Source organism: Segnochrobactrum spirostomi, from assembly GCF_009600605.1.
Classification (GTDB): Bacteria; Pseudomonadota; Alphaproteobacteria; order Rhizobiales; family Segnochrobactraceae; genus Segnochrobactrum; species Segnochrobactrum spirostomi.
Map to the genome: position 1 here is coordinate 286,718 of NZ_VWNA01000001.1, position 25,183 is coordinate 311,900.

Annotated in this window: 22 protein-coding genes and 1 pseudogene; 15 read left to right on the top strand and 8 right to left on the bottom strand. The window is 67.4% G+C overall.

Annotated elements, in window-relative coordinates:
* Positions 1-95: 95 nt before the first annotated feature.
* Complete coding sequence (gene trxB, locus F0357_RS01265; protein ID WP_153477862.1) at positions 96-1,064, bottom strand: thioredoxin-disulfide reductase; 969 nt, start codon at positions 1,062-1,064, stop codon at positions 96-98.
* A gap of 533 nt (positions 1,065-1,597) precedes the next feature.
* Between trxB and F0357_RS01270 the strand changes: the two genes are divergently transcribed.
* The 3 genes from F0357_RS01270 to F0357_RS01280 all read left to right on the top strand — a co-directional run bounded on the left by F0357_RS01270 (position 1,598) and on the right by F0357_RS01280 (position 3,996).
* A complete protein-coding gene (locus F0357_RS01270; protein WP_153477864.1) occupies positions 1,598-2,281 on the top strand; it encodes a 2OG-Fe(II) oxygenase in 684 nt (227 codons plus the stop codon).
* A 493-nt stretch (positions 2,282-2,774) separates the two neighbouring features.
* Complete coding sequence (locus F0357_RS01275) at positions 2,775-3,449, top strand: extensin-like domain-containing protein (RefSeq protein ID WP_208948157.1); 675 nt, start codon at positions 2,775-2,777, stop codon at positions 3,447-3,449.
* Between the two features lie 130 nt (positions 3,450-3,579).
* Positions 3,580-3,996, top strand: coding sequence for a VOC family protein (locus F0357_RS01280; protein WP_153477868.1), 417 nt, complete (start codon positions 3,580-3,582; stop codon positions 3,994-3,996).
* A 12-nt stretch (positions 3,997-4,008) separates the two neighbouring features.
* Here F0357_RS01280 and F0357_RS01285 read toward each other — a convergent pair whose 3' ends face one another.
* The gene (locus tag F0357_RS01285) at positions 4,009-5,016 is read right to left on the bottom strand and encodes a polysaccharide deacetylase family protein (RefSeq protein ID WP_208948158.1); all 1,008 of its coding nucleotides are present in this window, start codon (positions 5,014-5,016) and stop codon (positions 4,009-4,011) included.
* A gap of 263 nt (positions 5,017-5,279) precedes the next feature.
* Between F0357_RS01285 and F0357_RS01290 the strand changes: the two genes are divergently transcribed.
* The 5 genes from F0357_RS01290 to F0357_RS01310 all read left to right on the top strand — a co-directional run bounded on the left by F0357_RS01290 (position 5,280) and on the right by F0357_RS01310 (position 8,286).
* Complete coding sequence (locus tag F0357_RS01290; protein WP_153477872.1) at positions 5,280-5,729, top strand: META domain-containing protein; 450 nt, start codon at positions 5,280-5,282, stop codon at positions 5,727-5,729.
* A 13-nt stretch (positions 5,730-5,742) separates the two neighbouring features.
* Positions 5,743-6,438 (top strand): molecular chaperone DjiA, encoded by a 696-nt coding sequence (locus F0357_RS01295; protein WP_153477875.1) that lies wholly within the window; start codon positions 5,743-5,745, stop codon positions 6,436-6,438.
* A 13-nt stretch (positions 6,439-6,451) separates the two neighbouring features.
* A complete protein-coding gene (locus F0357_RS01300) occupies positions 6,452-7,183 on the top strand; it encodes an N-acetylmuramoyl-L-alanine amidase (RefSeq protein ID WP_376767777.1) in 732 nt (243 codons plus the stop codon).
* 43 nt (positions 7,184-7,226) lie between these two features.
* Positions 7,227-7,523 carry an alkylphosphonate utilization protein gene (locus F0357_RS01305; protein ID WP_153477877.1) on the top strand — a complete coding sequence of 99 codons (297 nt, stop codon included), beginning with the start codon at positions 7,227-7,229 and terminating at the stop codon, positions 7,521-7,523.
* 154 nt (positions 7,524-7,677) lie between these two features.
* On the top strand, positions 7,678-8,286 hold the full coding sequence (locus F0357_RS01310) for a short chain dehydrogenase (RefSeq protein ID WP_153477879.1): 609 nt from the start codon (positions 7,678-7,680) through the stop codon (positions 8,284-8,286).
* A gap of 63 nt (positions 8,287-8,349) precedes the next feature.
* Here F0357_RS01310 and F0357_RS25070 read toward each other — a convergent pair whose 3' ends face one another.
* Positions 8,350-10,263: a methyl-accepting chemotaxis protein gene (locus F0357_RS25070; protein ID WP_153477881.1), complete on the bottom strand. Its 1,914-nt coding sequence runs from the start codon at positions 10,261-10,263 to the stop codon at positions 8,350-8,352.
* Between the two features lie 649 nt (positions 10,264-10,912).
* Between F0357_RS25070 and F0357_RS01320 the strand changes: the two genes are divergently transcribed.
* From F0357_RS01320 to xdhC, 6 genes and pseudogenes are all read left to right on the top strand, one after another.
* Positions 10,913-11,698, top strand: a complete 786-nt coding sequence (locus F0357_RS01320; RefSeq protein ID WP_153477883.1) for a sulfite exporter TauE/SafE family protein — start codon at positions 10,913-10,915, stop codon at positions 11,696-11,698.
* Positions 11,699-11,792: 94 nt separating this feature from the next.
* Entirely contained in the window at positions 11,793-12,785 is a 993-nt protein-coding gene (locus F0357_RS01325) for a quinone oxidoreductase family protein (protein WP_153477885.1), read from the top strand.
* Between the two features lie 159 nt (positions 12,786-12,944).
* Positions 12,945-13,364, top strand: a complete 420-nt coding sequence (gene uraH, locus F0357_RS01330; RefSeq protein WP_153477887.1) for a hydroxyisourate hydrolase — start codon at positions 12,945-12,947, stop codon at positions 13,362-13,364.
* Between the two features lie 3 nt (positions 13,365-13,367).
* Positions 13,368-14,846 (top strand): xanthine dehydrogenase small subunit, encoded by a 1,479-nt coding sequence (xdhA, locus tag F0357_RS01335; protein WP_153477890.1) that lies wholly within the window; start codon positions 13,368-13,370, stop codon positions 14,844-14,846.
* Positions 14,824-17,168: pseudogene (gene xdhB, locus F0357_RS01340) on the top strand (xanthine dehydrogenase molybdopterin binding subunit). Before xdhA ends, xdhB begins: the two are co-directional and overlap by 23 nt.
* 13 nt (positions 17,169-17,181) lie before the next feature.
* On the top strand, positions 17,182-18,183 hold the full coding sequence (gene xdhC, locus F0357_RS01345; RefSeq protein ID WP_153477892.1) for a xanthine dehydrogenase accessory protein XdhC: 1,002 nt from the start codon (positions 17,182-17,184) through the stop codon (positions 18,181-18,183).
* 602 nt (positions 18,184-18,785) lie between these two features.
* On the opposite strand, the gene F0357_RS01350 is transcribed toward xdhC, so the two are convergent.
* The 4 genes from F0357_RS01350 to F0357_RS01365 form a co-directional block, all read right to left on the bottom strand.
* Positions 18,786-19,607: an ABC transporter permease gene (locus F0357_RS01350; protein WP_153477894.1), complete on the bottom strand. Its 822-nt coding sequence runs from the start codon at positions 19,605-19,607 to the stop codon at positions 18,786-18,788.
* A gap of 43 nt (positions 19,608-19,650) precedes the next feature.
* Positions 19,651-20,502 (bottom strand): ABC transporter permease, encoded by an 852-nt coding sequence (locus F0357_RS01355; RefSeq protein ID WP_246161521.1) that lies wholly within the window; start codon positions 20,500-20,502, stop codon positions 19,651-19,653.
* A gap of 119 nt (positions 20,503-20,621) precedes the next feature.
* Positions 20,622-21,773, bottom strand: coding sequence for an ABC transporter ATP-binding protein (locus F0357_RS01360; protein WP_312861404.1), 1,152 nt, complete (start codon positions 21,771-21,773; stop codon positions 20,622-20,624).
* 146 nt (positions 21,774-21,919) lie between these two features.
* Positions 21,920-23,020, bottom strand: coding sequence for a polyamine ABC transporter substrate-binding protein (locus F0357_RS01365; RefSeq protein ID WP_153485927.1), 1,101 nt, complete (start codon positions 23,018-23,020; stop codon positions 21,920-21,922).
* 302 nt (positions 23,021-23,322) lie between these two features.
* Between F0357_RS01365 and F0357_RS01370 the strand changes: the two genes are divergently transcribed.
* Positions 23,323-24,288 (top strand): adenylate/guanylate cyclase domain-containing protein, encoded by a 966-nt coding sequence (locus F0357_RS01370; RefSeq protein ID WP_312861668.1) that lies wholly within the window; start codon positions 23,323-23,325, stop codon positions 24,286-24,288.
* A 6-nt stretch (positions 24,289-24,294) separates the two neighbouring features.
* Here F0357_RS01370 and F0357_RS01375 read toward each other — a convergent pair whose 3' ends face one another.
* Positions 24,295-25,083, bottom strand: a complete 789-nt coding sequence (locus F0357_RS01375) for an SDR family oxidoreductase (RefSeq protein WP_153477901.1) — start codon at positions 25,081-25,083, stop codon at positions 24,295-24,297.
* Positions 25,084-25,183 lie beyond the last annotated feature (100 nt).

A 25,183-nucleotide genomic window follows, 5' to 3' on the forward strand; every position in this document is an offset into this window, starting at 1 on the left:
CTTCGTCGCCCGCCCGGCCGATCCTACGGCCGAGCCAGTCTGAAGGAGCATTCTTGTCCGAAGCCCGCAGCGGTCACGGACCTCGGCCTTTTATCTCAAGCCGCCTCGACGTCCGCCGGCACTTCGGCGTGCGCGAGGAAGCGCTCGACCTCGAGCGCGGCCATGCACCCCATCCCAGCGGCCGTGACGGCCTGACGGAACACGTCGTCGGTGACGTCGCCGGCGGCGAACACGCCCGGAACGCTGGTCGCGGTCGAATCGGGCGCCGTCCAGATATAGCCGCCCGGCTTCATCCGGAGCGTTTCCTCGAACAGATCCGAGGCAGGTTGATGGCCGATCGCGACAAAAACGCCATCGACCGTGCGCTCGCTGAGTTCTCCCGTCACGATATTTTTGAGCCGGACACCGTTGACGACCGCAGGTTCGCCGCCGCCCACCACCTCGTCGAGCACCGTATTCCAGATCACCTCGATCTTCGGGTGGTCGAACAGGCGGCGCTGGAGGATCTGCTCGGCCCGGAAGGTGTCGCGCCGGTGCACGATCGTCACCTTGGACGCGTGGTGGGTGAGGTACAGCGCCTCCTCGACCGCGGTGTTGCCGCCGCCGATCACCAGCACTTCCTTGCCACGATAGAAGAAGCCATCGCAGGTGGCGCAGGCCGAAACGCCGAAGCCGCGGAACTTCTGCTCCGACGGCAGGTCGAGCCAGCGCGCCTGGGCGCCGGTCGCGATGACCAGCGCGTCGCAAGTGTAGACGCGGCCGGTGTCGCCGGTCAGGCGGAACGGCCGGCGCGAGATGTCGACCGAGACGATATGGTCGTAGATCATCCGCGTGCCGACGTGCTCGGCCTGCTGGCGCATCTGCTCGACGAGCCACGGGCCCTGCACGGCATCGACGAAGCCCGGATAGTTCTCGACGTCCGTGGTGATGGTGAGCTGTCCGCCGGGCTGGATGCCGGCCACGATGACGGGCTCGAGCATCGCGCGGGCGCCGTAGATCGCGGCCGTATAGCCCGCGGGTCCGGACCCGATGATCAGCATCTTGGCGTGAAGCGGTTCGGTCATGATGTCCTCGGTGCAGCCGGGGTGCACGGACCCCGGACGGACGGGCGGCGGACGCCTGCGCGATCCCTCTCGCCGGCCGGCTCGCTGCTCTCAACGCGTTCGCTCGTCTCGACGCGCCGGAGCGACGCGCCCGATAAGGCCTGCGGGCGCGCCCGCGCAACCTACGGCGGTCGAGATCGAGCCCCACAATTCACAGCGCTCGTCTCCGTTCTGCCACCAAGTGTGCAGACAACGGAACATTGACAAGACATTGCAGGCGAATTTGCTGTGGGCAAGACGGCGTATTCATCACCCGGATGTCATGGATTGCCCGCCGTTGGACAGCAAGCGGGCTCGACAGGCGGCACGCCTTGTCCTATGCCGTTTGTTGCGAATGGTTTTCAAGATTTGGAGTTTGTCCGGCTCCCGATCGCAAGCGCTCGCGGACCGCGCACCGCGGAGCCCTGCCGCCGACGGTCACCCGCCCGAGGACAACGCCGCGGGCGAGCGGGATCGGCCAGAGTTCCGGCGGATGCCGACAGGAAAGATGGAACATGAGCACAGTTCTCGACGCTCCCGGTGCCGCTGCGGTGAAAGAGCGGTTTCTCGCAGCACTCACCGGCGGCGATCAGCGCGGGACGCCCTACCGACATTGGCTCCTCGACGCAGCCCTCCCCGCGGACGACATCGCCGATCTGCAGCGTATGCCCTTCCCGGCCCCGTCGCTCGACGGCGTGTCGGGGACCCGTGAGGCTCACAACGCGACGCGCGTCTACTTCGATGTCGACAACCGCAAGCGGTTCCCGGTCTGCGAGGCGGTGGCCGCCGCCTTCCAGGACACCGGCATGGTGAGCGAGATCGCCCGCATCACCGGCAGCGACCTCGACGGAACCTATCTGCGCATCGAATATGCCCAGGATACCGACGGCTTCTGGCTGCAGCCGCACACCGACATCGGCGTGAAGCGCTTCACCCTGCTGATCTACCTCTCCGACGACCCGAACCATGCGGAGCTCGGGACCGACATCTACGCCAACAAGGAGACGTGGGTCGGCCGTTCGCCGTTCGGGCCCAACAAGGCGATGATCTTCGTGCCGTCCGACCATAGCTGGCACGGCTTCGAGCCCCGCCCGATCCAGGGCGTGCGCAAGTCGCTCATCATCAATTATGTGACGACCGATTGGCGCGCCCGCGAGCAACTCAGCTACCCCGACGCGACGGTCAAGGTTGCTGCCTGACCGACGTCTGAGATGAGGCGACCGCCGAGGTCGCCCGCTCCCTTTCGAAGCCGAAACGAAAACGGCGGACCGAGCGATCGGTCCGCCGTTCGTCGTTTTGGAAAGGGGTCGACCGGATCGGGATGCGCCGGAGCGCCGCCGACACGGATCAGATCACAGCACGCCCAGCACGATGGCAGCCAGAAACGCGAACGCCACCGTGACGAGGACAACGTTGAGGCTCTTCGTCATCGTCATGGGGTTCCCTCCGCCTCAAATCTGCCGGAAATCTTAAAGCCGAACAGGGCTCGCCGATACCGGAAAAGCGCGCGTGCAGCGCACAAAGTCAATCAACATTATGTATTAATGCTCTTGGCCGATTTCGGCACCTTTTGCAAGCGGGCCGACCGCCGGCGTTGTGCACCGCAATCGCATGGCTCAACCTGAGACCCACGAAATGGTCCGGCTGCGTCGCGTTAACGCGAAATTGGGCCGCCGCCGGCACTCTTTCCCCATGCGACGGCGAACGCTTCTCACTCTCGGCGTGATTCTCGCGGGCGCGGCGCTCGTCGCCGGCTGCGCCACGAGCTTTCTCGCCCGCCCGCAGCGCGCGGCGTGGCGCGGAGAGGTCGAGCGGCGCTGCGTCGCCTCGGGCGCGGTCAAGACGTCGTCGTTCGTCAAGTGGATGGCGCCGATCAACGGACCGGCCGCCTGCGGCATGGATTATCCGTTCCGGGTCAGCGCCGTGCAGGGCGGCTACGTGCCGCTCAACGAGCCGGTCACCCTCGATTGCGCGATGATCCCGGCCCTCGACATCTGGATGGCCCGCATCGTCCAGCCGGCCTCGCTCCAGGCGTTCGGGATACCCGTCGTGAAGCTGATCTCCATGGGCGGCTATTCCTGCCGCGGCCGCGACGGCTCCCGCGCCGGCAAATATTCCGAGCATTCGTTCGGCAACGCGATCGACATCGCGGGCTTCGTGCTCGCCGACGGTCGGCGCATCACCATCCTCAAGGATTGGCGCGGCGGCACCCCGCGGGAGCAATGGTTCCTGCGCACCGTCCACAACGGCGGCTGCCGGGTGTTCAAGACCGTGATCGGCCCCGATGGCGACGGCTACCACCAGGACCACCTGCACATGGACCTCGCCCGCCACAACCGCAATTGGAGCGGGCGGTCGTGCTCGTGAGCCGCACCGCCACCGGCTCCCCTTTTCACACGTCCGAGCGCCGGCCTATCCTTTGGCCCGGCGATTGCGGCTTCCATCGGGAATTCCGCACCGTCGTGCCACCCCGCGGCGCCCGCTCGGAGCGAGATCGATGCTGCTCTACACGACCCTCGGAACCGACGACCTGCCGCGCGCCATCGCCTTCTACGACGCGGTGATGGCGGCCCTCGGCCACGCCCGGCTGCCGGACTGGAGCGACGGCTGGGCCGGCTGGGGCCAGGATTACGACACCGGCTTCGGCTTCTGGCTCTGCCGGCCGTTCGACGAGAAGCCGGCCACGGCAGGAAACGGCACGATGCTCGCCTTCAAAGCGGACAGCCCGGCGCAGGTGCGCGCCTTCCATGCCGTGGGGATGTCTCACGGGGGAGCCGACGAAGGCTCACCGGGTCTCCGCCCGCACTACGCCCCGACCTTCTACGCCGCCTATCTCCGCGACCCCGACGGCCACAAGCTCGCCGCGGTGTTCCATCGCTACAGCGCGGCGGAGGACACGCAGGCGACCCGCTGAGGGCGCCCCGCGTCAGAGCGCGTTGCCGGGGTGGCTCACGGCGCTCGTCTTCTGGGCCGCCTTGCGGTCGTAGACGGCGGTGTCGCCGGGATGCTCGATGTAGCAGCTCGGCACCGTCACCGGCGTGCCGGCGTGCAAGAGGTCGCTCACGGTCATGAAGCCGTAGCCCGCGGCGCGCAGCTTCTCGATGACGAGCGGCAGCGCCTCCCGGGTATGCTTGCCGTTGCCGTTCGCGTGCATGACGATGATCGAGCCGGGCTTCACCTGGCGCATCACGTTGGCGACGATCGCCGCCGCCCCGATATCGGCCGGGTCGCCGGAGACGACGTCCCATTGGATCACGATCTCGCCGACCGCGTTGGCGGAGTCGAGCGCTGCCTGGGAGCAGGTGCCGTAGGGGAAGCGGAACAGCCGGTCGTGGCTCACCGGCGTCGCGGCAGGGCATTGCGCGACGGCGGCGACCTTGGCGTCGGCGATCGCGGTCTCCGTCGTCAGGATCTCCCGACGCACCTTGCCGAGATCGTCGATGTGCAGGTTGGCGTGGTCCCAGGAATGATTGCCGATCTGAAACAGGGGATCGGCCGCGATCTGCTTGGCACGGGTCGGATGGGTCTCGAGCCACTTGCCGCCGGCGAAGAAGGTCGCCGGCACATTGGCGCGGCGCAGGGCATCGAAGATCGGGCCATCATAGCCCGCGACCTGACCCCCGGTCTCGCAGAGATCGAAGGTGAGTGCGACGAGCTTCACCCCGTCGGGTAGCTTCACCCGGCGCACCACGCCCGCATAAGGCGGCAGCACCGGCAGGCCGGGCGCAGCGGCATTCGGCACCGAGACGTGGTCGGCGGCGGTCGCCCGCCGCGGTGTGCGCTCGCCCGGCGCGAGGGAATAATCGGCCGGAGCCCAGCATCCCGCCGGGGGATCGGCCAAGGCCGACCCGACGCCGATCGATCCGGCCAACATCACGCCGAGCGCCGCTGCAAGAGGAAACCGCGCGCGCACGCGAACCGACCGATCGACCATCGAGGTATCCTGAAAAAGGCGCCCCGGACGCGGGACCAACGCGAGGCTGGCGCGAGCAAAAGCGGTAAGTCGCGGCAGTTTCATGACGAAGGTGACGATTACCCCGCGCTTCGCCGCGCCGAGTTGTCGCAAGCCCGCATCGCCGGCGCGCGATACTCGGCCTTTAAACTGATTGCCGCCCACAGCGCTTGGCAGCGCCCGCGTTCCGTGGGAGAGCGGAGCGCAGACGGATTCGCCGCCGCCCGATCCCGAGGAGGACGCCAATGATAACCCTTGCCGATCTTCGTGTCCGTGCGATGCGCGCCCTCGCCGGCGCGGCGCTCGTCGTTGCCTCGGCCCTCCCCGCGGTTGCCGGCGGTGGCGGCCTGCCGGGCCTCTACACAATCACCGACGTCGACGGAAAACCGGTTCCGGCTGCGGCGAAGCTGACCATCCGCTTTTCGGAGAAGGCGAGCTTCGAAGGCTTCGGCGGCTGCAACCATTTCTCCGGCCCCTACAAGTTCGTCGGCCCGATCACGGCGCAGTCGGTCATCATGGGGCCGATCCGGGTCACCAAGAAGAGCTGCCCCGAGGACGTCATGAGCCTCGAACACGCGCTGCTGCGGGCGCTCGGCACCGCCCACACCATCGAGCGCGCCGACGACGGCGCCTTCGTCATCGCCGACGACAAGGGCAAGACGACCGCCCGCCTCGTCTTCAAGGCGGCGGATTGAGGCGCGTCCGGCGATGACGATCTGGGCGCGCATCGGTGATTTCGTGCAGGCGATCGGGGTCGGCGGCTCCGATCTGATCGATCGCGCCTTGACGCCCTTCTTCGGCGACGAGGCACACCGCCGCGCGGTCGCCTTCACCATCGCCATCGTCGCCCTGTCGGCCAAGATGGCGCGGGCGGACGGCGTCGTCGTCGCCGCGGAGATCCAGGCCTTCCGCGATCATTTCGCGGTGCCATCCGGCGAGGAGGCCAATGTCGAGCGGCTGTTCCAGCTCGCCCAGCAGGACGTCGCCGGCTTCGAACACTATGCCGCGAAGATCAAGGCGCTGTTCGCCGACGATCCGGCGACGCTCGAGGACGTGCTCGACGTTCTGTTCGTCATCGCCGGGTCGGACGGCCTGATCCACGCCCGCGAGATCGCCTATCTCGAACGGGTCGCGCAGATCTTCGGCCTGCCCACCTGCGCCTGCGCCCGCATCCGTGCCCGCCACGTCATGGCGGCCCCCGATGATCCCTACGTGATCCTCGGCGTCGATCCCGGCGCGGACAACGCCACCCTGCGCGCCGAATATCGCAGGCTGGTGCGGGAGCATCATCCCGACCGCGTCACCGCACGCGGCGTGCCGCAGGAGCTCGTCAAGCTCGCCACCGAGCGGCTCGCCGCGATCAACGTCGCCTGGGGGCGGATCGCCAAGGAACGCGGCCTATGACGGAACGCCTGTCGTGACCGCCCTGAAGATCGCCCGCGACGTCGTCTCTCCCAATCACGGGCCGCGCCCGCAGGGCCTGCGCCCGGATATCCTGCTCCTCCATTATACCGGCATGCCGACCGCGGCCGCCGCGATCGCCCGGCTGTGCGATCCGCTCGCCAACGTCTCGTCCCATTATGTCGTCGATGAAGACGGCGCGATCCTGCGCCTCGTGCCGGAAGCCCGCCGCGCCCACCATGCCGGCGTGTCGTCCTGGCAGGGCACGACCGACATCAATTCGCGCTCGATCGGCATCGAGATCGTCAATCCGGGCCATGAATTCGGCTACCGCCCTTTCCCCGACGCGCAGATCGAGGCGGTGATCGCACTCTGCCGCGACATCCTCGCCCGCCAGCCGATCGCGCCCGAGCGTGTGCTCGCCCATTCCGACGTGGCGCCGGAGCGCAAGCAGGACCCGGGCGAGCTCTTTCCCTGGGACCGGCTCGCGGCCGCCGGCATCGGCCGCTGGGTGGAGCCGTCTCCGATCGCCGACGGCCCTGCCTTCCGCCGCGGCGACGAGGGCCTTCCGATCCGCGCCCTCCAGGCGATGCTCGCCCACTATGGCTACGGCCTCGATCTGACCGGCGTGTTCGACGCCCGCACCGAGGCGGTCGTGACCGCCTTCCAGCGCCACTTCCGGCCGGCGCGGGTGGACGGCGTCGCCGACCGCTCGACCTTCGAAACGCTGCACCGGCTCGCCGGCTGACACCCTCGCCGCCGCGACCGCGACGGCCCCTTCAGGAGCGACCATGTCCGACGACGATTATGTCTATGACGAAGCGACCGGCGAATGGCGTCCGGCCTCCGAGATGGCGGCGGCCGCCGCGGCCCGTGCCGAGGTGCGCGACGCCGCCGGCAACGTGCTCGCGGACGGGGATTCCGTCACCCTGATCAAGGACCTCAAGGTCAAGGGCACGAGCACGACCCTGAAGCAGGGCACCGTCATCAAGACGATCCGCCTGACCGACAATCCCGAAGAGATCGATTGCCGGCACGAGAGCATCAAGGGCCTCGTGCTGCGCACCGAGTTTGTCCGCAAGCGGTGAACGATATCCGGGGCCGCGCGGCGAAAGCGGGCGGCCCCAGACCTTCGGCCGGCTCGTTTGCCTCGCCCCGCAGAGGCCCGCTATCGTGGCCGGCGCCGTCTCCGTTCGGACGGCTCAGCGCAATCCCTCACGCCGCCTCGGGAAGGAAACAAACATGAAAATCGTCCTGTTCGGAACGGGTGCCATCGGCTCGGCGGTGAAGGACGTCCTCGTCGAGCACGGCCACGCGGTCGTCTCGATCGGCCGCACCTCCGGCGACCGGCAGGCGGACATGACCGACATCGCGAGCCTCACCGCCCTGTTCCGCGATCTCGGGACCTTCCATGCGGTGGCGAGCGCGGCGGGCGAGGTGTCCGGCGCGCCGCTCGAAAAGGCGACCGACGAACAATGGGCGAAGTCGATCGCCGGCAAGGGCATGGGGCAGATCAACCTGGTCCGCGCCGCCCTGCCCTACATCGCCGACGGCGGCTCGTTCACGCTCGTCTCGGGCGTGCTGACCGAGGAGCCCATCCCGGGCGGCTCCCTCGGCCGGACGATCAACAACATGGTCGAGGGCTTCGTGAAGGGCGCGGCGACGGAGATGCCGCGCGGCTGCCGCATCAATTGCATCAGCCCGACCGTCCTCGCGGAGTCGACGCACTACCTTCCCTATTTCGTCGGCTATACCCCGGTGCCGGCCCGCGAGGTTGCGCTCGCCTATCTGCGCGCGATCGCCAATCCCCTCAACGGCCGGATCCTCAAGCTGCACAAGACCGATAGCTGAGCGATCCCCGAACGGCCTCCGTCGCGGCGACGGGCAGCCGTCTGACCCGCCCGATCGACGACATCACGCCGCCTTGAAGGACGACAGGAATTCCAGCACTTCGCGGCGGAGACGCTCTGAACTCTCCGACAACTGGCCTGCGGAGGAGAGGACCTGCTCCGCGGCAGCGCCGGTCGTCTCTGCGCTTTGCGAAACACCGCCGATCGTCCGGCTCACTTGCCGTGTGCCCTGGGCTGCCCGCTGGACGTTGAGGGCGATTTCGCTTGTCACCGCACCCTGCTGATTGACGGCCGCCGATATGGTCGCGGAGATGCTCTCGATCTGTTCGATGACGGCGGAGATCACCTGGATCGCACCGACGGTATTGCGCGTCTCGTCCTGCACGGCGGCGATCTGCCGGGTGATCTCGGCGGTGGCGTTGGAGGTCTGCTCGGCGAGGCTCTTGACCTCCGCCGCAACAACGGCGAAGCCCCTGCCGGCGTCGCCGGCCCGTGCGGCCTCGATCGATGCATTGAGCGCCAGCAGATTGGTCTGCCTCGCGATGTCGCTGATGAGTTGAACGACCTCGCCGATCCGAGTGGCGGCGACCGACAGGGATTGTACGAGGCGGTCGGTGCGCCCCGCCTCCTCCGAAGCGGTCGTGGCGATCCGGGCGGCTTCGACGACGTGACGGCCAATTGCGGAGATCGATGCCGATAGTTCTTCCGCGGCTCCCGCCACGGCCTCGACGTTGAGCGAGGTTTCTTCCGCCGACACTGCCACCGCGCCCGCCTGAACCGTGGACTGACTCGCCGCCGAGGACATGCTCGTCGCCGTCGCCTTCAGTTCGACGCTCGTTTCGGCAACGACCTCGAGCGCTACCGTGACGTTGGTGTCGAAGCGCGCAGTCAGCCCTTCGATCGCCTTCGCCCGATGTTCGCGTTTGGCATGTTCCTCCTGCCGCTGACGCTCCACGCAGCGCTGTTCGATGGCGTTCGCTCTGAACACGACCATTGCAGCCGCCATGGCTGCGATCTCGTCGTGCCGATGCTCCTCTGGAATCTGCATTTCCAGATCGCCCGCTGCGAGACGATTCATCGCTGCGATCATCCGATTGAGCGGCCGGATCACGGTCCTGCGGAGCAGCGCGACGACGACGACGAGCGTGGCAAGGAAGAGTATGGCCGTGACAATCAAGGTGAGCATGCGATTGTGCACGAACCCGTCGATGCGCAACTGCAGAAGACGATCGAGCTGATCCGCCGATACCCCGCCGAAGCTCTCGATCACCGTCAGCGCCGGCGTGACATCCGGGGCCGCCCCACCTTGCGCCCCCACAGCCTTGACCGCCGCAGCAAAAGCTCTTGCTCGTTGGTCGGCGTCTCGGAAGGACGCGTCGAGCGCCGCCTTCAGCGAACCGTCGGCGTTGCCGGCATATCCCGCTTCCACCGACCGCGCGAGACCGTCGATCAGCGCCTGGAGCGCGCCCTGCGCGACCAGCAGATCGACACGCTCCGCGTTCGTCGCCGACGGCTTCGCGGCGAGGGCGCCGAGGATCGCGACCTGGTCCGTCATGTCGGGCAACTTCGTGAGAATGACGTCCATGACATAGTAGCTGTCGAGATCGGGATCGAGGATCAGATTGGATTGATCCCCGACCTGCGCAATCAGCGCACGCAACGCCGCGACCGCACCCGGAGCGCCGCTCCTGAGCGCATCCTCGGCTGCGCTGGCCGCCTCCGAAGAGTTCATGCCGGAGCCTAAGGTGCGTTCCGCCGCCGCGAGCGCCTCCGCGATCTCCGCTCCGGAGCGACGATGTGTCCAAAAATCGAATTGCGCCTGCCGCACCACGCGCAAATATTCGTTCCCCTGAAGCTCCTTGGCCGCGAAGTCGATGGCGATCTGCTGCTGTGCGATCAAATTGAAGATCACATAGGCGATCGGAATCAGGAAAAGAACAAGGGACAGGCCAAGCTTGCCGGCAATGCCGATTCTCACGATGAACTCCGATGCGGTTCGAAGACGGGGTACGAGTCCGACGGGATCACACAAGACGGCGAACGAAGCTCCCCGGCCCGGGGCGCCGCTTCGGTCAGCGCCATGTCCCGCTCTATCGGAACCCACCGCTCGACGGCCGCGTGCATCCCCGCAGCCGATGATGCTGCGGCAGATGGGCAGTTGAGCGGCACACTTCGGTCAATATGTAATTCTTGAAAGCTATATATTTGCCGTATCTTTCGCGAAGCTGACCTGCCAGCATTCATCGCATTGATATAAACATCAAAACATGACGCAAGATAAAAGATAATTCGATTATATTATATTGAACGGCTTGCAGAAAAAATGACACGGCGATTGGTTACAATGGCGTTCGGTGCACCTCGTGCTTGGCTCCCAGCCGGCGACACCCATCCACAACGCGACCCGCCAGAAACTGAAAAATCGAAGGCGAGGCTCTATTGTAGCCTCGATTATATTCAGTCGCGTGAAGATTTTTGGGCGCATCGCTCCACGTAATCTATCCGTCATATTAGTCCCATAACGGGTGGAGTCTTGGAATGAACTTGCTCGTCCGCAGATCCGGAAGAGCCATGTGAATGGCCTCTAGTCCGGCTGACGATGCGCGGTTTTCATCGCGGGGTATGACGTGGATCCACATCTCCTCTGGCTCGTGCCGCTCCTCGTCGCGGGGGGCGTCGCGTGCGGCCTCCTCAACACGCTCGCCTCGTCCGGCTCGGCGGTCAGCTTGCCTCTGATGATCCTCGTCTTCGGCATGACGGACTCCGTCGCCAATGCGACCAACCGGCTGCCGGTGCTCGTCGGCGCCGTCATGGCGACCTACACCTTCGCCAAGCGCGGCCAGATGGACTGGAAAGCGGCGCGCGTCCTCGTCCCGGCGGCCGTGATCGGCTGCATCCTCGGTGTCCGCACCGAGCGGGCGCTGAGCGATCCGCAGATCGGCATCCTGATCGACGTTGCGGTCGCAATGGCCCTGGTCCTGGTGCTCACCAAGCTCAAGGCCATCCTGGTCAAGCGGGACGACACGCCGCCGACCGTCCCCTGGTGGGGCGTCCTGCTCGTCGCCGCCGTCGGCTTCTGGCTCGGCCTGATCGTTCTCGACGGCGCGACCTACCTCCTGCTCGTGCTGATGCTCTGCTTCCGCTACGATCTCCCGCAGGCGAACGCGCTCAAGAACCTGCTCATCGCCGTCACCGCCTTCCTGCCGGTGCTGCGCTTCGCCCACGACGGCAAGATCGACTGGTTCGAGGGAAGCCTCATGGCGGTTGGCAGCATCATCGGCAGCTATTTCGGGGTGATGCTGTCGAATGCGCCGGGCGCGCGCACGATTGCGGTGCGCGCGTTGATATTCGTGATCTCCCTCGAAATCGCCCAGTTGGTGTGGCGCACCGCCGCCCCCTACGTGACCGGCTGATCTGAAAAGCGGGAGCGGCGGCACGCGCTCTTCCGTCCCGAAGGACGGCGGCTTAAGGTCCCGGCCGGATGGCCGTCCCTTGGAGCTCCGCCCGATGTCCGAACTTTCGCCCCTTCTCACCAAGGCCGTTCGCGTTCGCGAGACCGGTGGGCCCGAAGTCCTCAAGGTCGAGGAGATCGCCGTCCCGGCACCGAAGCCCGGCGAGGCGCTGATCCGCCAGACCGCGATCGGCCTCAACTACATTGACACCTATTTCCGCTCCGGCCTCTACAAGACGGAACTCCCGTTCGTGCCGGGTTCCGAGGGGGCCGGTGTCGTCGAGGCCCTGGGAGAGGGCGTGACCGGCCTCGCCGTCGGCGACCGCGTCGCCTATGCCGGTGGTCCGCTCGGGGCCTACGCCGAGCGCCGCGTGATCCCCGCCGACCGCCTCGTGAAGGTGCCGGACGGCGTCTCCGACGATGTCGCGGCGGCGATCATGCTGAAGGGCCTCACCGCCCATTATCTCCTGTTCAAGACCTTTCCGGTGCGCGCCGGCACCGTCATCCTGTTCCACGCCGCGGCGGGCGGTGTCGGCTCGATCGCCGGGCAATGGGCGCACCGCCTCGGCGCGGTGACGATCGGAACGGTCGGCTCGGCCGCCAAGGTCGATGCGGCGCGGCGCAACGGCTATGCCTACGTGATAGACACGAGCCGGGAGGATTTCGTCGCCCGGATCAATGAGATCACCGACGGCCGCGGCGTCGACGTCGCCTACGATTCGATCGGCCGCGACACCTTCCCGGCGACCCTCGACACCCTGCGGCCGCGGGGCATGTGGGTGACGTTCGGCCAGTCGTCCGGCGCCCTTCCGCCGATCGACAGCCAGATCCTGTCGCAAAAGGGCTCGCTGTTCATGACGCGCCCGACCCTGTTCCACTACATTGCCGACCGCCGCGAGCTCGAAGAGGCGGCCGCCGCGCTGTTCGAGGCGGTCGGAAGCGGTCTCGTCGAGATCGCCGTCGACACCTATCCCCTCGACCACGCCGCCGACGCGCACCGCGACCTCCAGGCCCGGCGCACCACCGGCTCCGTCGTGCTGAAGCCCTGAGCCACCCCATGCGCCCGTCCCGCCGGCGATCCATCGCACCGCGGGACGGGATCGCGCTGCCCGCCTGCACGTTGATGAGGCAAGGGGCGGCGCGCCTTCGTGCTTCCCGCCCCTCTGGCACTGTTGCATAATTCCAAGTCGGCAAAGTGGGAGCCTGGGATGGACGGGTCGGCGACGGACGACAAGAGCGCGGTGGATGTGAGCGCGGCCGCGGATGAGCGCGTGCCCGGCAGGCTCACCACCCATGTTCTCGATACGGCGCTCGGCCGCCCCGCTGCCGGTCTCGGCGTCGAGCTGTGGCGGATCGAGGACGCGGAGCGCACCCTCATCGGCCGCGGCACCACCAATGCCGACGGCCGTTTCGATCGACCGATCCTCGAGGGCGAGGCGTTCCAGCCGGGGCTCTACGAGCTCGTCTTCGCGGCCGGCGATTATCTCAGAGGCCACCACGCGGATCTGCCCGACCCGCTCTTCCTCGACCTCGTGCCGATCCGCTTCGGCATCGCGGAGGCCGACGGGCATTATCATGTGCCGCTCCTCCTCTCGCCGTTCGGCTATTCGACCTACCGGGGCAGTTGAGCCATGGCGCGCGATGTCATCCGCTTTCTGCGCAACGGTTCGATCGTCGAACTCCCCCTCGCCGACCCGACGCTGACGCTGCTCGACCATCTGCGCCTCGGCGAACGGGCGGTCGGCACCAAGGAGGGTTGCAACGAAGGCGATTGCGGCGCCTGCACGGTGGCGATCGGCCGCCTGAAGGACGGCCGCGTCGCCTACGAGCCGGTGTGCGCCTGCATCCAGCTCGCCGGCATGGCCGACGGCGCCCACGTCGTGGCGATCGAAGACCTCGCCGAGGGCGAGGCGCTCCACCCCGTGCAGCAAGCGATGGTCGAGCATCATGGCTCGCAATGCGGCTTCTGCACGCCCGGCATCGTGATGAGCCTGTTCACGCTCTACCAGGACGGACGGCCCGTGGACCGGCCGGTCGTCGAGAACTGGCTCGCCGGCAACCTCTGCCGCTGTACCGGCTACCGTCCGATCATCGACGCGGCGCTCGAAAGCTGCGGCGGCGCGCCCGCCGACCGGTTCGCGCGCGACGCGTCGGCGACGGCCGCCACCCTCGCGTCGCTCGACGACGGGGCGGATATCTTCATCGGCGACGAGACCCGCTTCTTCGCGGCGCCTGCGCACCTCGACAGCCTGTTTGCGCTCCTCGCCCGGCACCCCGACGCGACCCTCGTCGCCGGGGCGACCGATGTCGGGCTGTGGATCACCAAGCAGATGCGCGATCTGCCGAAGATCGTCGCACTCGGACGCATCGCCACCCTGAAGACCATCGAGGACACCGGCCCCGCGATCGCCATCGGCGCCGGCGCGACCTACCACGCGGTCGAGCCCTTCATCGCCGCCATCGACCCCGATCTCGCGATCCTGTGGCGGCGGATCGGCTCGCGTCAGGTCCGCGCGGCCGGCACCGTCGGCGGCAACGTGGCGAACGGCTCGCCGATCGGCGACACGCCGCCGGTCCTGATCGCCCTCGGCGCCACGCTGGAGCTCGAGAGCGCCGCCGGCATCCGCGCCATGCCGCTCGAGGATTTCTTCCTCGCCTACGGCAAGCAGGATCGCCGCCCGGGCGAAATCGTCCGCCGCCTCGTGGTGCCGAAGCGTGGCGACGACGTCTTCCGCGCCTACAAACTTTCCAAGCGCTTCGACCAGGACATCTCGGCCGTGATGGCCGCGTTCCGCTTCACGGTCGCCGAGGGCCGCGTGACCGCAGCCCGCATCGCCTTCGGCGGCATGGCCGCGACCCCGAAGCGGGCGCTGGCGGCCGAGGCCGCCGTGATCGGCTGCCCGGTCGGCGATCTCGCCGCGGCACAGGCGGTGGCGTCTTCGCTGACGGCCGATTTCAGCCCGCTCGACGACATGCGGGCGAGCGCCGCCTACCGCCTCGACGCCGCCCGGGGCCTGTTGGCGAAGGCGCTCGTCGAAGCCGCCGCGGGCACGACCAAGGACACCCGCGTCCGCGGGCTCAGGGAGGATGCCCTTGAAGCCGTTGCCTGATGCCGCGGCGGCCGAGCCGCTCGTCGCGCCGACCCGTGTGGTCAACGCCTCCCTGCCCCACGACAGTGCCCGCCGTCACGTCACCGGCACGGCGAGCTACATCGACGACCTGCGCGAGCCGGAGGGCACGCTGCACGTCGCGATCGGCTTCTCCAGGGATGCTGCCGCCGGGCGCATCCTTTCGGTCGACCTCGAGGCCGTGCGCGCCGCCCCGGGCGTCGTCGCGGTCCTCACCGGAGCGGACATCCCAGGCCACAACGATTGCTCGCCGAACGGCACCCACGACGAGCCCGTGCTCGCCGACGGCGAGATCCGCTTCCACGGCCAGCCGGTGTTCGCCGTGATCGCCGAAACGCGGAGCGCCGCTCGCCGCGCCGCGCGCCTCGGCAAGGTCGTCGTCGAGGCCGTTCCGCCGATCGTGACCGTCGACGAGGCCGTCGACGCGGACCGGGACATCATGCCCCCTACGCCTTCGTGCGGGGCGATGCGGACGCCGCCTTGGCCCGCGCCGAGCGTTCCGTCTCCGGCACGCTCTATGTCGGCGGTCAGGAGCATTTCTATCTCGAAGGCCAGGTCTCTCTCGCCGTTCCGAACGAGAACGACGAGATGCACGTCTATTGCTCGACGCAGCATCCGAGCGAGGTGCAGGAGGCGGTCGCCCACGCCCTCGGCGTGCCCGCCGCCAAGGTGACGGCCGAGGTCCGCCGCATGGGCGGCGCCTTCGGCGGCAAGGAGAGCCAGGCGACCCAATGGGCCGTCATCGCTGCCGTCGCGGCTCATCTCACCCGCCGGCCGGTCAAGGTCCGCCTCGACCGCGACGACGACATGATGATGACCGGCAAGCGGCACGATTTCCGCGTCGACTACGCCGCCGCCTTCGAGGCTGACGGCAGGCTCGACGCCGTCGTATTCGAGCATTTCGCCCGCTGCGGCCACTCGAACGACCTCTCGCTCGGCATCTGCGACCGAGCGATGTTCCACGCCGACAACGCCTATTATTATCCGGAGGTCGCGATCCGCAGCCGGCGCCTGCGCACCGACACCGTCTCCGCGACTGCCTTCCGCGGCTTCGGCGGGCCGCAGGGCATGCTCGCCGCGGAATGGATGATGGATGCGATCGCGATCCGGCTCGGCCGCGATCCGCTCGATGTCCGCCTCGCCAACCTCTACGGCGGCGAAGGCCGCGACACGACGCCTTACGGGCAGGTCGTCGAGCACAATCTGAGCGAGGCGATCCTGACCGAGCTCGCGGCGCGCTGCGATTACCGCGCCCGCGTCGCCGAGATCGAGCGCTTCAACGCGACGAGCCCCATCCTCAAGAAGGGCATCGCGCTCACCCCGGTGAAGTTCGGCATCTCCTTCACCCTCACCCACCTCAACCAGGGCGGCGCGCTCGTTCACGTCTACCGCGACGGTTCGGTGCACCTGAACCACGGCGGCACCGAGATGGGCCAGGGCCTGTTCCTGAAGATCGCCCAGGTCGTCGCGGAGGTGTTCGGGCTCGGCATCGAGGCGGTCCACATCACCGCGACGACCACCGCCAAGGTGCCGAACACCTCGGCGACCGCCGCCTCCTCCGGTACCGACATCAACGGCATGGCGGCGCGCATCGCCGCCGAGGCGATCAAGGATCGGCTCATCGCCTTCGCCGCCGAGCGCTGGGGCGTGCCGGCGGACGCGGTGCGCTTCGCCGACGACCACGTCGTCATCGGCAACGAGCGGCTGCCCTTCCGCGATCTCGTCGGCGAGGCCTACCGCGCCCGCGTCTCGCTCTCCTCGACCGGCTATTACGCGACGCCGACGCTGCACTGGGACCGCTCGAACGCCCACGGCAAACCGTTCTTCTATTTCGCCTACGGCGCGGCCTGTTCCGAGGTGACGATCGACACGCTGACCGGCGAGCTCAAGGTGGACCGGGCCGACGTGCTGCACGATGTCGGGCGCTCGCTCAATCCGGCGATCGACATCGGCCAGATCGAGGGCGGCTTCATCCAGGGCATGGGCTGGCTCACGACCGAAGAACTGGTGTTCGACAAAGCCGGCCGGCTGCGCACCCACGCGCCGTCGACCTACAAGATCCCGACCGCGACCGACATGCCGTCGGTCTTCAACGTGTCGCTCTACGAGAGCACGGGCAACCCGGTCGATACGATCTATCGGTCGAAGGCGGTCGGCGAGCCGCCCTTGATGCTGCCGATCTCGGTGTTCTCGGCCATCGGCCGGGCGATCGCGAGCCTGAAGCCCGGCATCGTGCCGCCGCTCGATGCGCCGGCGACGGCCGAGGCGATCCTGAAGGCGGTGAAGGCGGTACGCGCGGCCTGACGCGGAGGGCGCGATGGATGTCTGGCATCTCCTCGGCGAAGCGGTGAGCGCGGCGGGCCGCGCCGCCCTCGTCACCGTCGTGGAAGCCCGCGGCTCGGCGCCGCGCGAGGCCGGGGCGCGGCTGATCGTGCGGCCCGACGGCGGCTTCCGCGGCACCATCGGCGGCGGCGCGCTCGAATGGCGAGCGCTGGCCGAGGCGGCCCGCGACCTCGCCGCGCCCCATCCCGCCATGAGCCTGCGCGCGATCTCCCTCGGCCCCGATCTCGGCCAGTGCTGCGGCGGCCGCGTCACGTTGATGACCGAGGTCTTCGCTGCGGAGGACCTCGCCGCCATCCGCACCCTCGCGGCGCGAGGCGCAGACGGGCCGTTCGCGACGGAGGCGCAGGTCGTTGCGAACACACCGCATCTACTCCGCACCGTTCTGGACGGCACGCCGGGGCCCGGGGCGGAGGCACGCCTGCTGCCCGGCGGCTTCGTCGCCGAGCGCTTCGGCGAGCGGCTGCGGCCGGTCGCCCTGTTCGGCGCCGGTCACGTCGGGCGGGCCGTGGTGCTCGCGCTCGCGCCCCTGCCCTTCGCCGTGACGTGGGTCGACGAACGCGCCGAGTCGTTTCCGGCTCACATGCCCGTCAACACCCGGGCGGTCGCCGACGCCACACCGCTCCGGGCGCTGGACCGGCTACCCGACGGCACGTTCGTCGTCGTGATGACGCACAGCCACGCCCTCGACCTCGCCATCGTCGACGCGGCGCTCCGGGCGGACCGCTTTCCCTATGTCGGCGTCATCGGCAGCGCGACCAAGCGCGCCCGCTTCGAGCGCCGGCTCGCCGAGGCCGGCCTGCCGCCGCAGACGATCGCGCGCATGGTGTGCCCCATCGCCGGCGGCTTCGTCCGCTCGAAGCTGCCGGCGGCGATCGCGGCGGCGGCGGCCGTCGAGTTCTTGGCGACGGACGAAGCCCTCGCCGCGTCCGCCTCGGACGATGTGTCGGCTGTGTCGGCAAGGAGCGCCGAAGCCTGAACTGGCGCACCCGGTGCCGCATGTTGCGACGCGCCAAATTTCAATGCCCAATAGCGATGCAGCGTTTGCATATCTGACATGCAACGGGGCGGTTGCGTGTGCATCTGCGATATGAGACAAAGATAATAGCTGATTGATGAGATGGCGACGCCTCCCGTTCGCCGTGTGCTCAGCCAGCTGTTCCCCTCTGGAAGGTGCCGCGTTTTCGGATGCGGCCACTCGCCGGGCCTCGTGAAGGTCCGGCTTTTTTTTGTTCTGAATCAGCACTTTATGATTGAGAACGACGCGCGGGCGTTGATTTTTCCAGGCCCGCGGCTCGGCTCGTCGGAGCCTTGATCCGACTTCAGCGAATGCGACTCTCGCGTTTCGCGTGTATCGCCTCGCTGCGCATCCATTCGCACTGCGAAGGTACGGAATTGCCTATTTTCACAGCAGCGTGACAAATCGTTTGCGTCAGATCAATGCGGAACGACGAAAACGTGACAGGCGCGCACGCCCGCACCCCACCCGTGCAAGCCTCGGGCAAGGCACCGGCGACCCACGAGGCCTGCGCGTTCCCCGGGGACGGCGCGAGCGTCGGTTTGGGCGCTCGCTATGGGCCCTCAGCCACCAGCAGCCGCCAACCGCTCCGCGCGCTGCCGCTCCATCTCGCTCCGCTTCATCTGGAGGGAGGCGATGATGACGCCGACCGTCACGATCGCGATCAGGATCGTGCAGGCCGCGTTGATCTCCGGTGACACGCCGAGGCGGACCTGACTGTATATCTTGATCGGCAGCGAGGTGGCGCCGGGACCTGTGGTGAAGCTCGAGATCACGAGATCGTCGAGCGACAGCGTGAAGGCGAGCACCCATCCGGAGATCACCGCCGGCAGGATCAGCGGCAGCGTGATCGAGAAGAAAGTCTTGACCGGCGGGGAGCCGAGATCGAGCGCCGCCTCCTCGAGTGTGCGGTCGAAGGTGACGAGCTTCGATTGCACGACGACCGCCACGTAGCACATCGTGAACGTGATGTGGGCGAGCGTCATGGTCCAGAAGCCGCGACTGAAGTCGAACGCGACGAACAGGAGAAGCAGCGACAGCCCGAGGATGACTTCGGGCAGCACGAGCGGTGCCGAGACCATCCCCGAGAACAGGGAGCGGCCCGGGAAGCGACCGGCCCGCACCAGCGTGATCGCCGCGAGCGTGCCGAGCACCGTCGAAGCGGTCGCCGAGATGAGGCCGACCCGGATCGTGACCCAGGCCGCATCGAGGATCGCCTGATCCTCCAGCAGTGCGCCGTACCACTTCGTCGACCAGCCCTGCCAGACCGCGACGTTGCGGCCCTCGTTGAAGGAATAGACGATGAGCAGAATGATCGGCAGGTAGAGGAAGGCGAAGCCGAGCGTCACCGAGACGATGTTGAAATAAGTCGGGCCCTTGTTCATCGCGCGTTCCCCTGCGTCTTATCGGCCGTGATCCGCGCGTCGCTCATAGCCGCTCCTGTGCCTTCGCCTGCTGGTTCTGGAAGATCACGATCGGAATGATCAGGATCGCGAGCAGGATCACGGCGACGGCGGACGCCGTCGGCCAGTCGCGGTTCGAGAAGAACTCGTTCCAGAGCGTGCGACCGATCATCAGCGTCGTCGAGCCGCCGAGCAGATCGGGGATGACGAACTCGCCGACGACCGGGATGAAGACGAGGAAGCAGCCGGCAATGACGCCCGGCAGGGAGAGCGGGAAGGTCACCTGCCAGAACGCCTTCCAGGGCGGACAGCCGAGATCCTCCGCCGCCTCGAGCAGCGTTCCGTCGAGCTTCTCGAGCGCCGAATAGAGCGGCAGCACCATGAACGGCAGGTAGGAATAGACGATGCCGATATAGACCGCCGTGGTGGTCGAAAGGATCACCAACGGCTGGTCGATCACGCCGAGCCAAAGCAGCACTTTGTTGAGGAGCCCCTCGCGGGACAGGATGCCGATCCACGCATAGACGCGGATCAGAAAGCTCGTCCAGAACGGCAGGATCACCATCATCAGCAGCATCGGCCGCCATTCCGTCCGCGCCCGCGCCATGCCATAGGCGATCGGATAGCCGACCAGGAGCGTGATGCAGGTGGAGATGAAGGCGATGACGAGGCTGTTGACGTAGGAGCGCCAATAGAGATCGTCGGTCGTCAGGAACTGGTAGGTGTCGGTCGAGAGCTCGCCGATCTTCGACCACGTCATCGCCCAGGAATCGCGGAGCACGTCGAACACCGGCGTATAAGGCGGCATCGCGATTGCGGTCTGCGAGAACGAGATCTTGAAGACGATGAGGAAGGGAACGAAAAAGAAAACGAGCATCCAGGCGAACGGCAGGCCGATCACCAGCCAGCGCCCGCCGCTGCGTTTGCGGTTCGTGTCGGAGGCGGCGCCCGCCTCGGGAAGTCCTGTCACGGCGGCCATGGAGGTGCTCCCCGTGCTCAACGCGTGAGCAGGACGCCGGCGTCCCGCTCCCAGCTCAGCCAAACCTTGTCGTCCCAACTGATCGGACGCTCGACGACGCGGCTGCGATTGGCGAGCGTCACCCGCACTGCGGCGCCGTTCTCGAGCCGGACGTGATAGATCGAGACGTCGCCGAGATAGCCGATGTCCCAGACCTCGCCGGCGATCGCGTTGACGCTCGTATCCGCCGGCGCGTCGAGGGAGATGCGGACCTTCTCCGGGCGGATGGCGAAGGCGACCGTGCTGCCCTGCCCGCAATCGATCCGCGACAGGGCGTCGATGGTGAAGGCCGGGGCATGCGCCGCGATCACCTTGTGGCCGTCGCCGGCGGTCGTCACCGTGCCCTCGAACACGTTCACGTCGCCGATGAACTCCGCGACGTAGCGCGAGGCGGGCTGTTCGTAGATCTCGGCCGGCGGCGCGATCTGGATGATCCGACCCTTGTCCATGACGGCGATGCGGTCGGCCACCGTCATCGCCTCCTCCTGGTCGTGGGTGACGATCAGGAAGGTCATGCCGAGCGTCTGCTGCAGATCCATCAGCTCGAACTGGGTCTCCTCGCGCAGCTTCTTGTCGAGCGCGCCGAGCGGCTCGTCGAGCAGCAGCACCTTCGGGCGCTTGGCGACGGATCGGGCGAGCGCGACGCGCTGGCGCTGGCCACCCGAAAGCTGGTGCGGCTTACGCTTCGCGAAGGGCTCGAGCTTCACGAGCTTGAGCACCTCCTGGACGCGCGCCTCGATATCGCCCTTCGCCAGCTTGTCCTGCTTCAGCCCGAACGCCACGTTCTGTTCCACATTCATGTGCGGGAACAGCGCGTAGGACTGAAACATCATGTTGACGGGGCGACGGTAGGGCGGAATGCCTACGATTGGCTTGGCGTCGAGCAACACCTCGCCTTGGGTCGGCTCTTCGAAGCCCGCCAGCATCCGCATCAAGGTGGTCTTGCCGCACCCGGACGGACCGAGCAGGGCAAAGAACTCGCGCTCGTAGATTTTGAGATCGAGGTTATCGACCGCGACGAACTCGCCGAAGCGCTTCGTCACATTGCGATATTCGATGAGCGGCTTGGCGTTCGGGTCGTCCCAGGGCGCGAATTTGCGACGGATCGGACCGATTGCTGCTTTCGCCACGAAATCACCTCTGACAGGAACGGGCCGCGAGCGGCCTCATATTTTTGACGCCACGAGCGGTCCGGCCCACCCCGATCAGGGCGCGGCACCGTCCCCTCTCCCCATAACGAAGCAGGGCCGGTGAACCGGCCCTGCTCCTCGTCTCGTCACTGACCGCCGGTCTTCACCGAGGTCCAAACCCGCGTCAGCACGCGCTGCGCTTTGGGATCGAACGGTTTGATCGTGAAGAGATTCTTCATCACGTCCGCGGGCGGATAGACTGCGGGATCTTCGAGCACGCTCTTGTCGACGAACTTCTGCGACGCCAGGTTACCGTTCGCATATTGCACGTAGTCGGAAACCTTCGCGATCACTTCCGGCTTCATCAGGTAGTTGATGAAGGCATAGGCCTCTTCGACATGCTTGGCGTCCGCGGGGATCGCCATGGTGTCGAACCACATGTCGGTGCCTTCCTTCGGGATCGAATAGGCAATCTCGTTGCCGTTCTTGGCATCCTTGGCGCGGTTGGCGGCCTGCAGCACGTCACCCGACCAGCCGAGCGCGAGGCAGATGTCGCCATTCGCGAGAGCATTGATATATTCGGACGAGTTGAACTTCTGGATGTTCGGCGCGGTCTTCAGCCACAGATCGCCAGCGGCCTTCAGATCGTCAGGATCGCGCGAGTTCGGGTCCTTGCCGAGATATTTGAGCGCGATCGGAATGGTCTCGTCGGGGGCGTCGAGCACGTAGATGCCGCAGCCCTTGAACTTCGCGGCAATCGCCGGGTCGAACAGGATCTTCCAGCTATCGACCGGAGCGTCCGGCATGATCGCCTTGATCTTCTTGACGTTGTAGCCGATGCCGGTGGTGCCCCACATATAATCGACCGCATAATCGTTGCCCGGGTCGTAGACCCCGAGGCGCTCGGTGATCTCCGGCCACATGTTCTTGAGGTTCGGAAGCTTCGACTTGTCGAGCTTCTGGAACACGCCGGCCTGGATCTGACGGCCGAGGAAGTGTGCGCTCGGCACCACCACGTCATAGCCGGAACCACCCGCGAGGAGCTTGGTCTCCAAGATCTCGTTCGAATCGAACACGTCGTAGACGACCTTGATGCCGGTCTCCTGGGTGAAGTCCTTGAGGACCGACTGGTCGATATAGTCGGACCAATTGAAGACGTTGACCACGCGATCCTCGGCGCGCGCCGGGGACAGAGCGGCGAAACCCGCCATGAGGGTCGCGGCGATCGCCGCCGTGGCGCGAAGCATGCTGTGCACGGAATTCCTCCTGAAGCCCGCCTCCCCCGCGGGGCACTACGGGAAGCAGGTTAGGAGCGAACCGGAGCGCCCTCAAGCCCCTTCGATGAGCACACCGTGCCTCTCGCTCACGCACCGGTGCGATCGCAGACCTTTTTCCGAGGCGCGGAATTGCCTGCCGAGTATGGCAATATCGGCGCGGGAGCCGGGAGCCGTGTCCATCGCAGTCGTCGCCTGCGACGGGTGCACCCGGGCGGCAGCACGTCAGGGAAGAACATCGCGTGCGGGCGAAGACACATATCCGATTGAAGACCGTGGCCTCCGTCACCGTGGTCTCCGCGCTGATCGGGACGAGTTTCACATCCGATTTGACCCGCCCGCTCGCGGTGCTCGCCTCCGCCGCGACGGGGGGCATGATCGGCTGCCTGATCGCCCTGTTCGAGATCGCCGCCCGGGCTTCGGTGGCCGCGCCGCTGCGCCGCGCGCCGTTCTGGCTCGCATTCCTGATCCGCGCGGGCCTCTACACATCGATCATCTTCGGCGTCGGGCGCTTCATGCGCTATGCGACCCACGACGAGGAGAAGCTCGCCGCCGCCGTCGATATCGACATCGTCAGCGCCCTGCTCGTCGCAGTCGCCTTCAATTTCGCCTTCGCGCTCCGCCGGCTCATCGGGCCGAGGCCGTTCTTCGCCCTCCTCACCGGGCGCTATCACCGGCCACGGCGGGAGGACCACGTCGTCCTGTTCCTCGACCTTCTGGGCTCGACGACCCTTGCCGAGCGGATCGGCGACGCCGCGTTCCTGAGCTTTCTCGACCGTGTCTACAGCGACATGAGCGACACGATCCTGGAGGCGGGCGGCGAGATCTACCGCTATGTCGGCGACGAGATCATCATCACGTGGCGGCTCGACGAGCCGCAATCGGCGAAGGCGCTCACCTGCCTGATCGAGATCCGCCGCCTGCTCGCGGCGCGGGGCGACCATTATCGCAAGACCTACGGCGCCGAGCCACGCTTCCGAGCCGGCATGCATGCCGGCCCGCTGATGGTGGGCGAGATCGGCGACATGAAGCGCGAGATCATCCTGCTCGGCGACACGATGAACACCGCGGCCCGCATCGAAGACGCGTGCCGGACCTTCGGCCGGCTGACGATCCTGTCCGCCTCGGCGCTCGCCGCCGTGTCGCCGCTCCCGCCGGGCCTTGCCGCGGAACCACTCGGAGAAATCCCCCTGCGCGGCAAGACGGCCGCGCTGGAACTCTACGCCGTCGAGGCCGGGTGACGCCTTTCAGAGCATCGAGCGCGCCGCGCCGCCGTCGATCGTGAGCGCCGTCCCGGTGATGAAGCCGGCCTTCCGGCTCGCCAGGAACGCGGCGGCCGCCCCGAACTCCTCCGGCGTGCCGAACCGGCGGACCGGGATCGCGGCCGCGTTCTCCGCCCTCACCGTCGCCACATCCAGGCCGCGGCGCTCCGCATCCGCCCGCACGAACGATTCGATACGCGCCGTCGCGTGGCTACCCGGCAGGAGGAGGTTCACCGTCACGCCGTCGCCGGCGACCTCGTCGGCGAGCGTCTTCGCCCAGCCGGCGACCGCTCCGCGGAGCGAGTTCGACATCACCAGCCCCTCGATCGGCTCTCGAACGCTGACCGAGGCGACGATGAGGATGCGGCCGAATCGGCGGTCGCGCATGCCGGGCAGCAGATGAGTGGCGATTCGCATGTTGGCGAGCACCATCGTCTCGAACTGGTGGCGCCAGGCGGCCGGGTCGATCGCGGCGGCCGAGCCGACCGGCGGTCCGCCGCCGTTGAGCACGACGATGTCGATGGCGGGGAAATCCTCGTCGAGTGTCGCGATCAGACGGGTCACCTCCGTCGAGTCCGACAGGTCGGCCGCGAAAGCCCGTGACCCCGCCGCCTTGGCCTTGAGAACCGCCAAGGTTTCCGCGCTCGCCGCCGCATCCCGGCCGACGATCGCCACCGTCGCGCCCTCACCGGCGAGGGCCTCCGCGACGCCGCGTCCGAGCCCCTTGTTACCCCCGAGAACGAGGGCCCGCGCACCCCGAAGTTCCAGATCCATGATCCCTCCCGCATCGGCCCGATCGGCCGTCGCCATACTTTCACCCGCGCACACTAGGCCGCAGCGCGGCGGCCCGCTAAGATGAGGCGTCGACCATTGA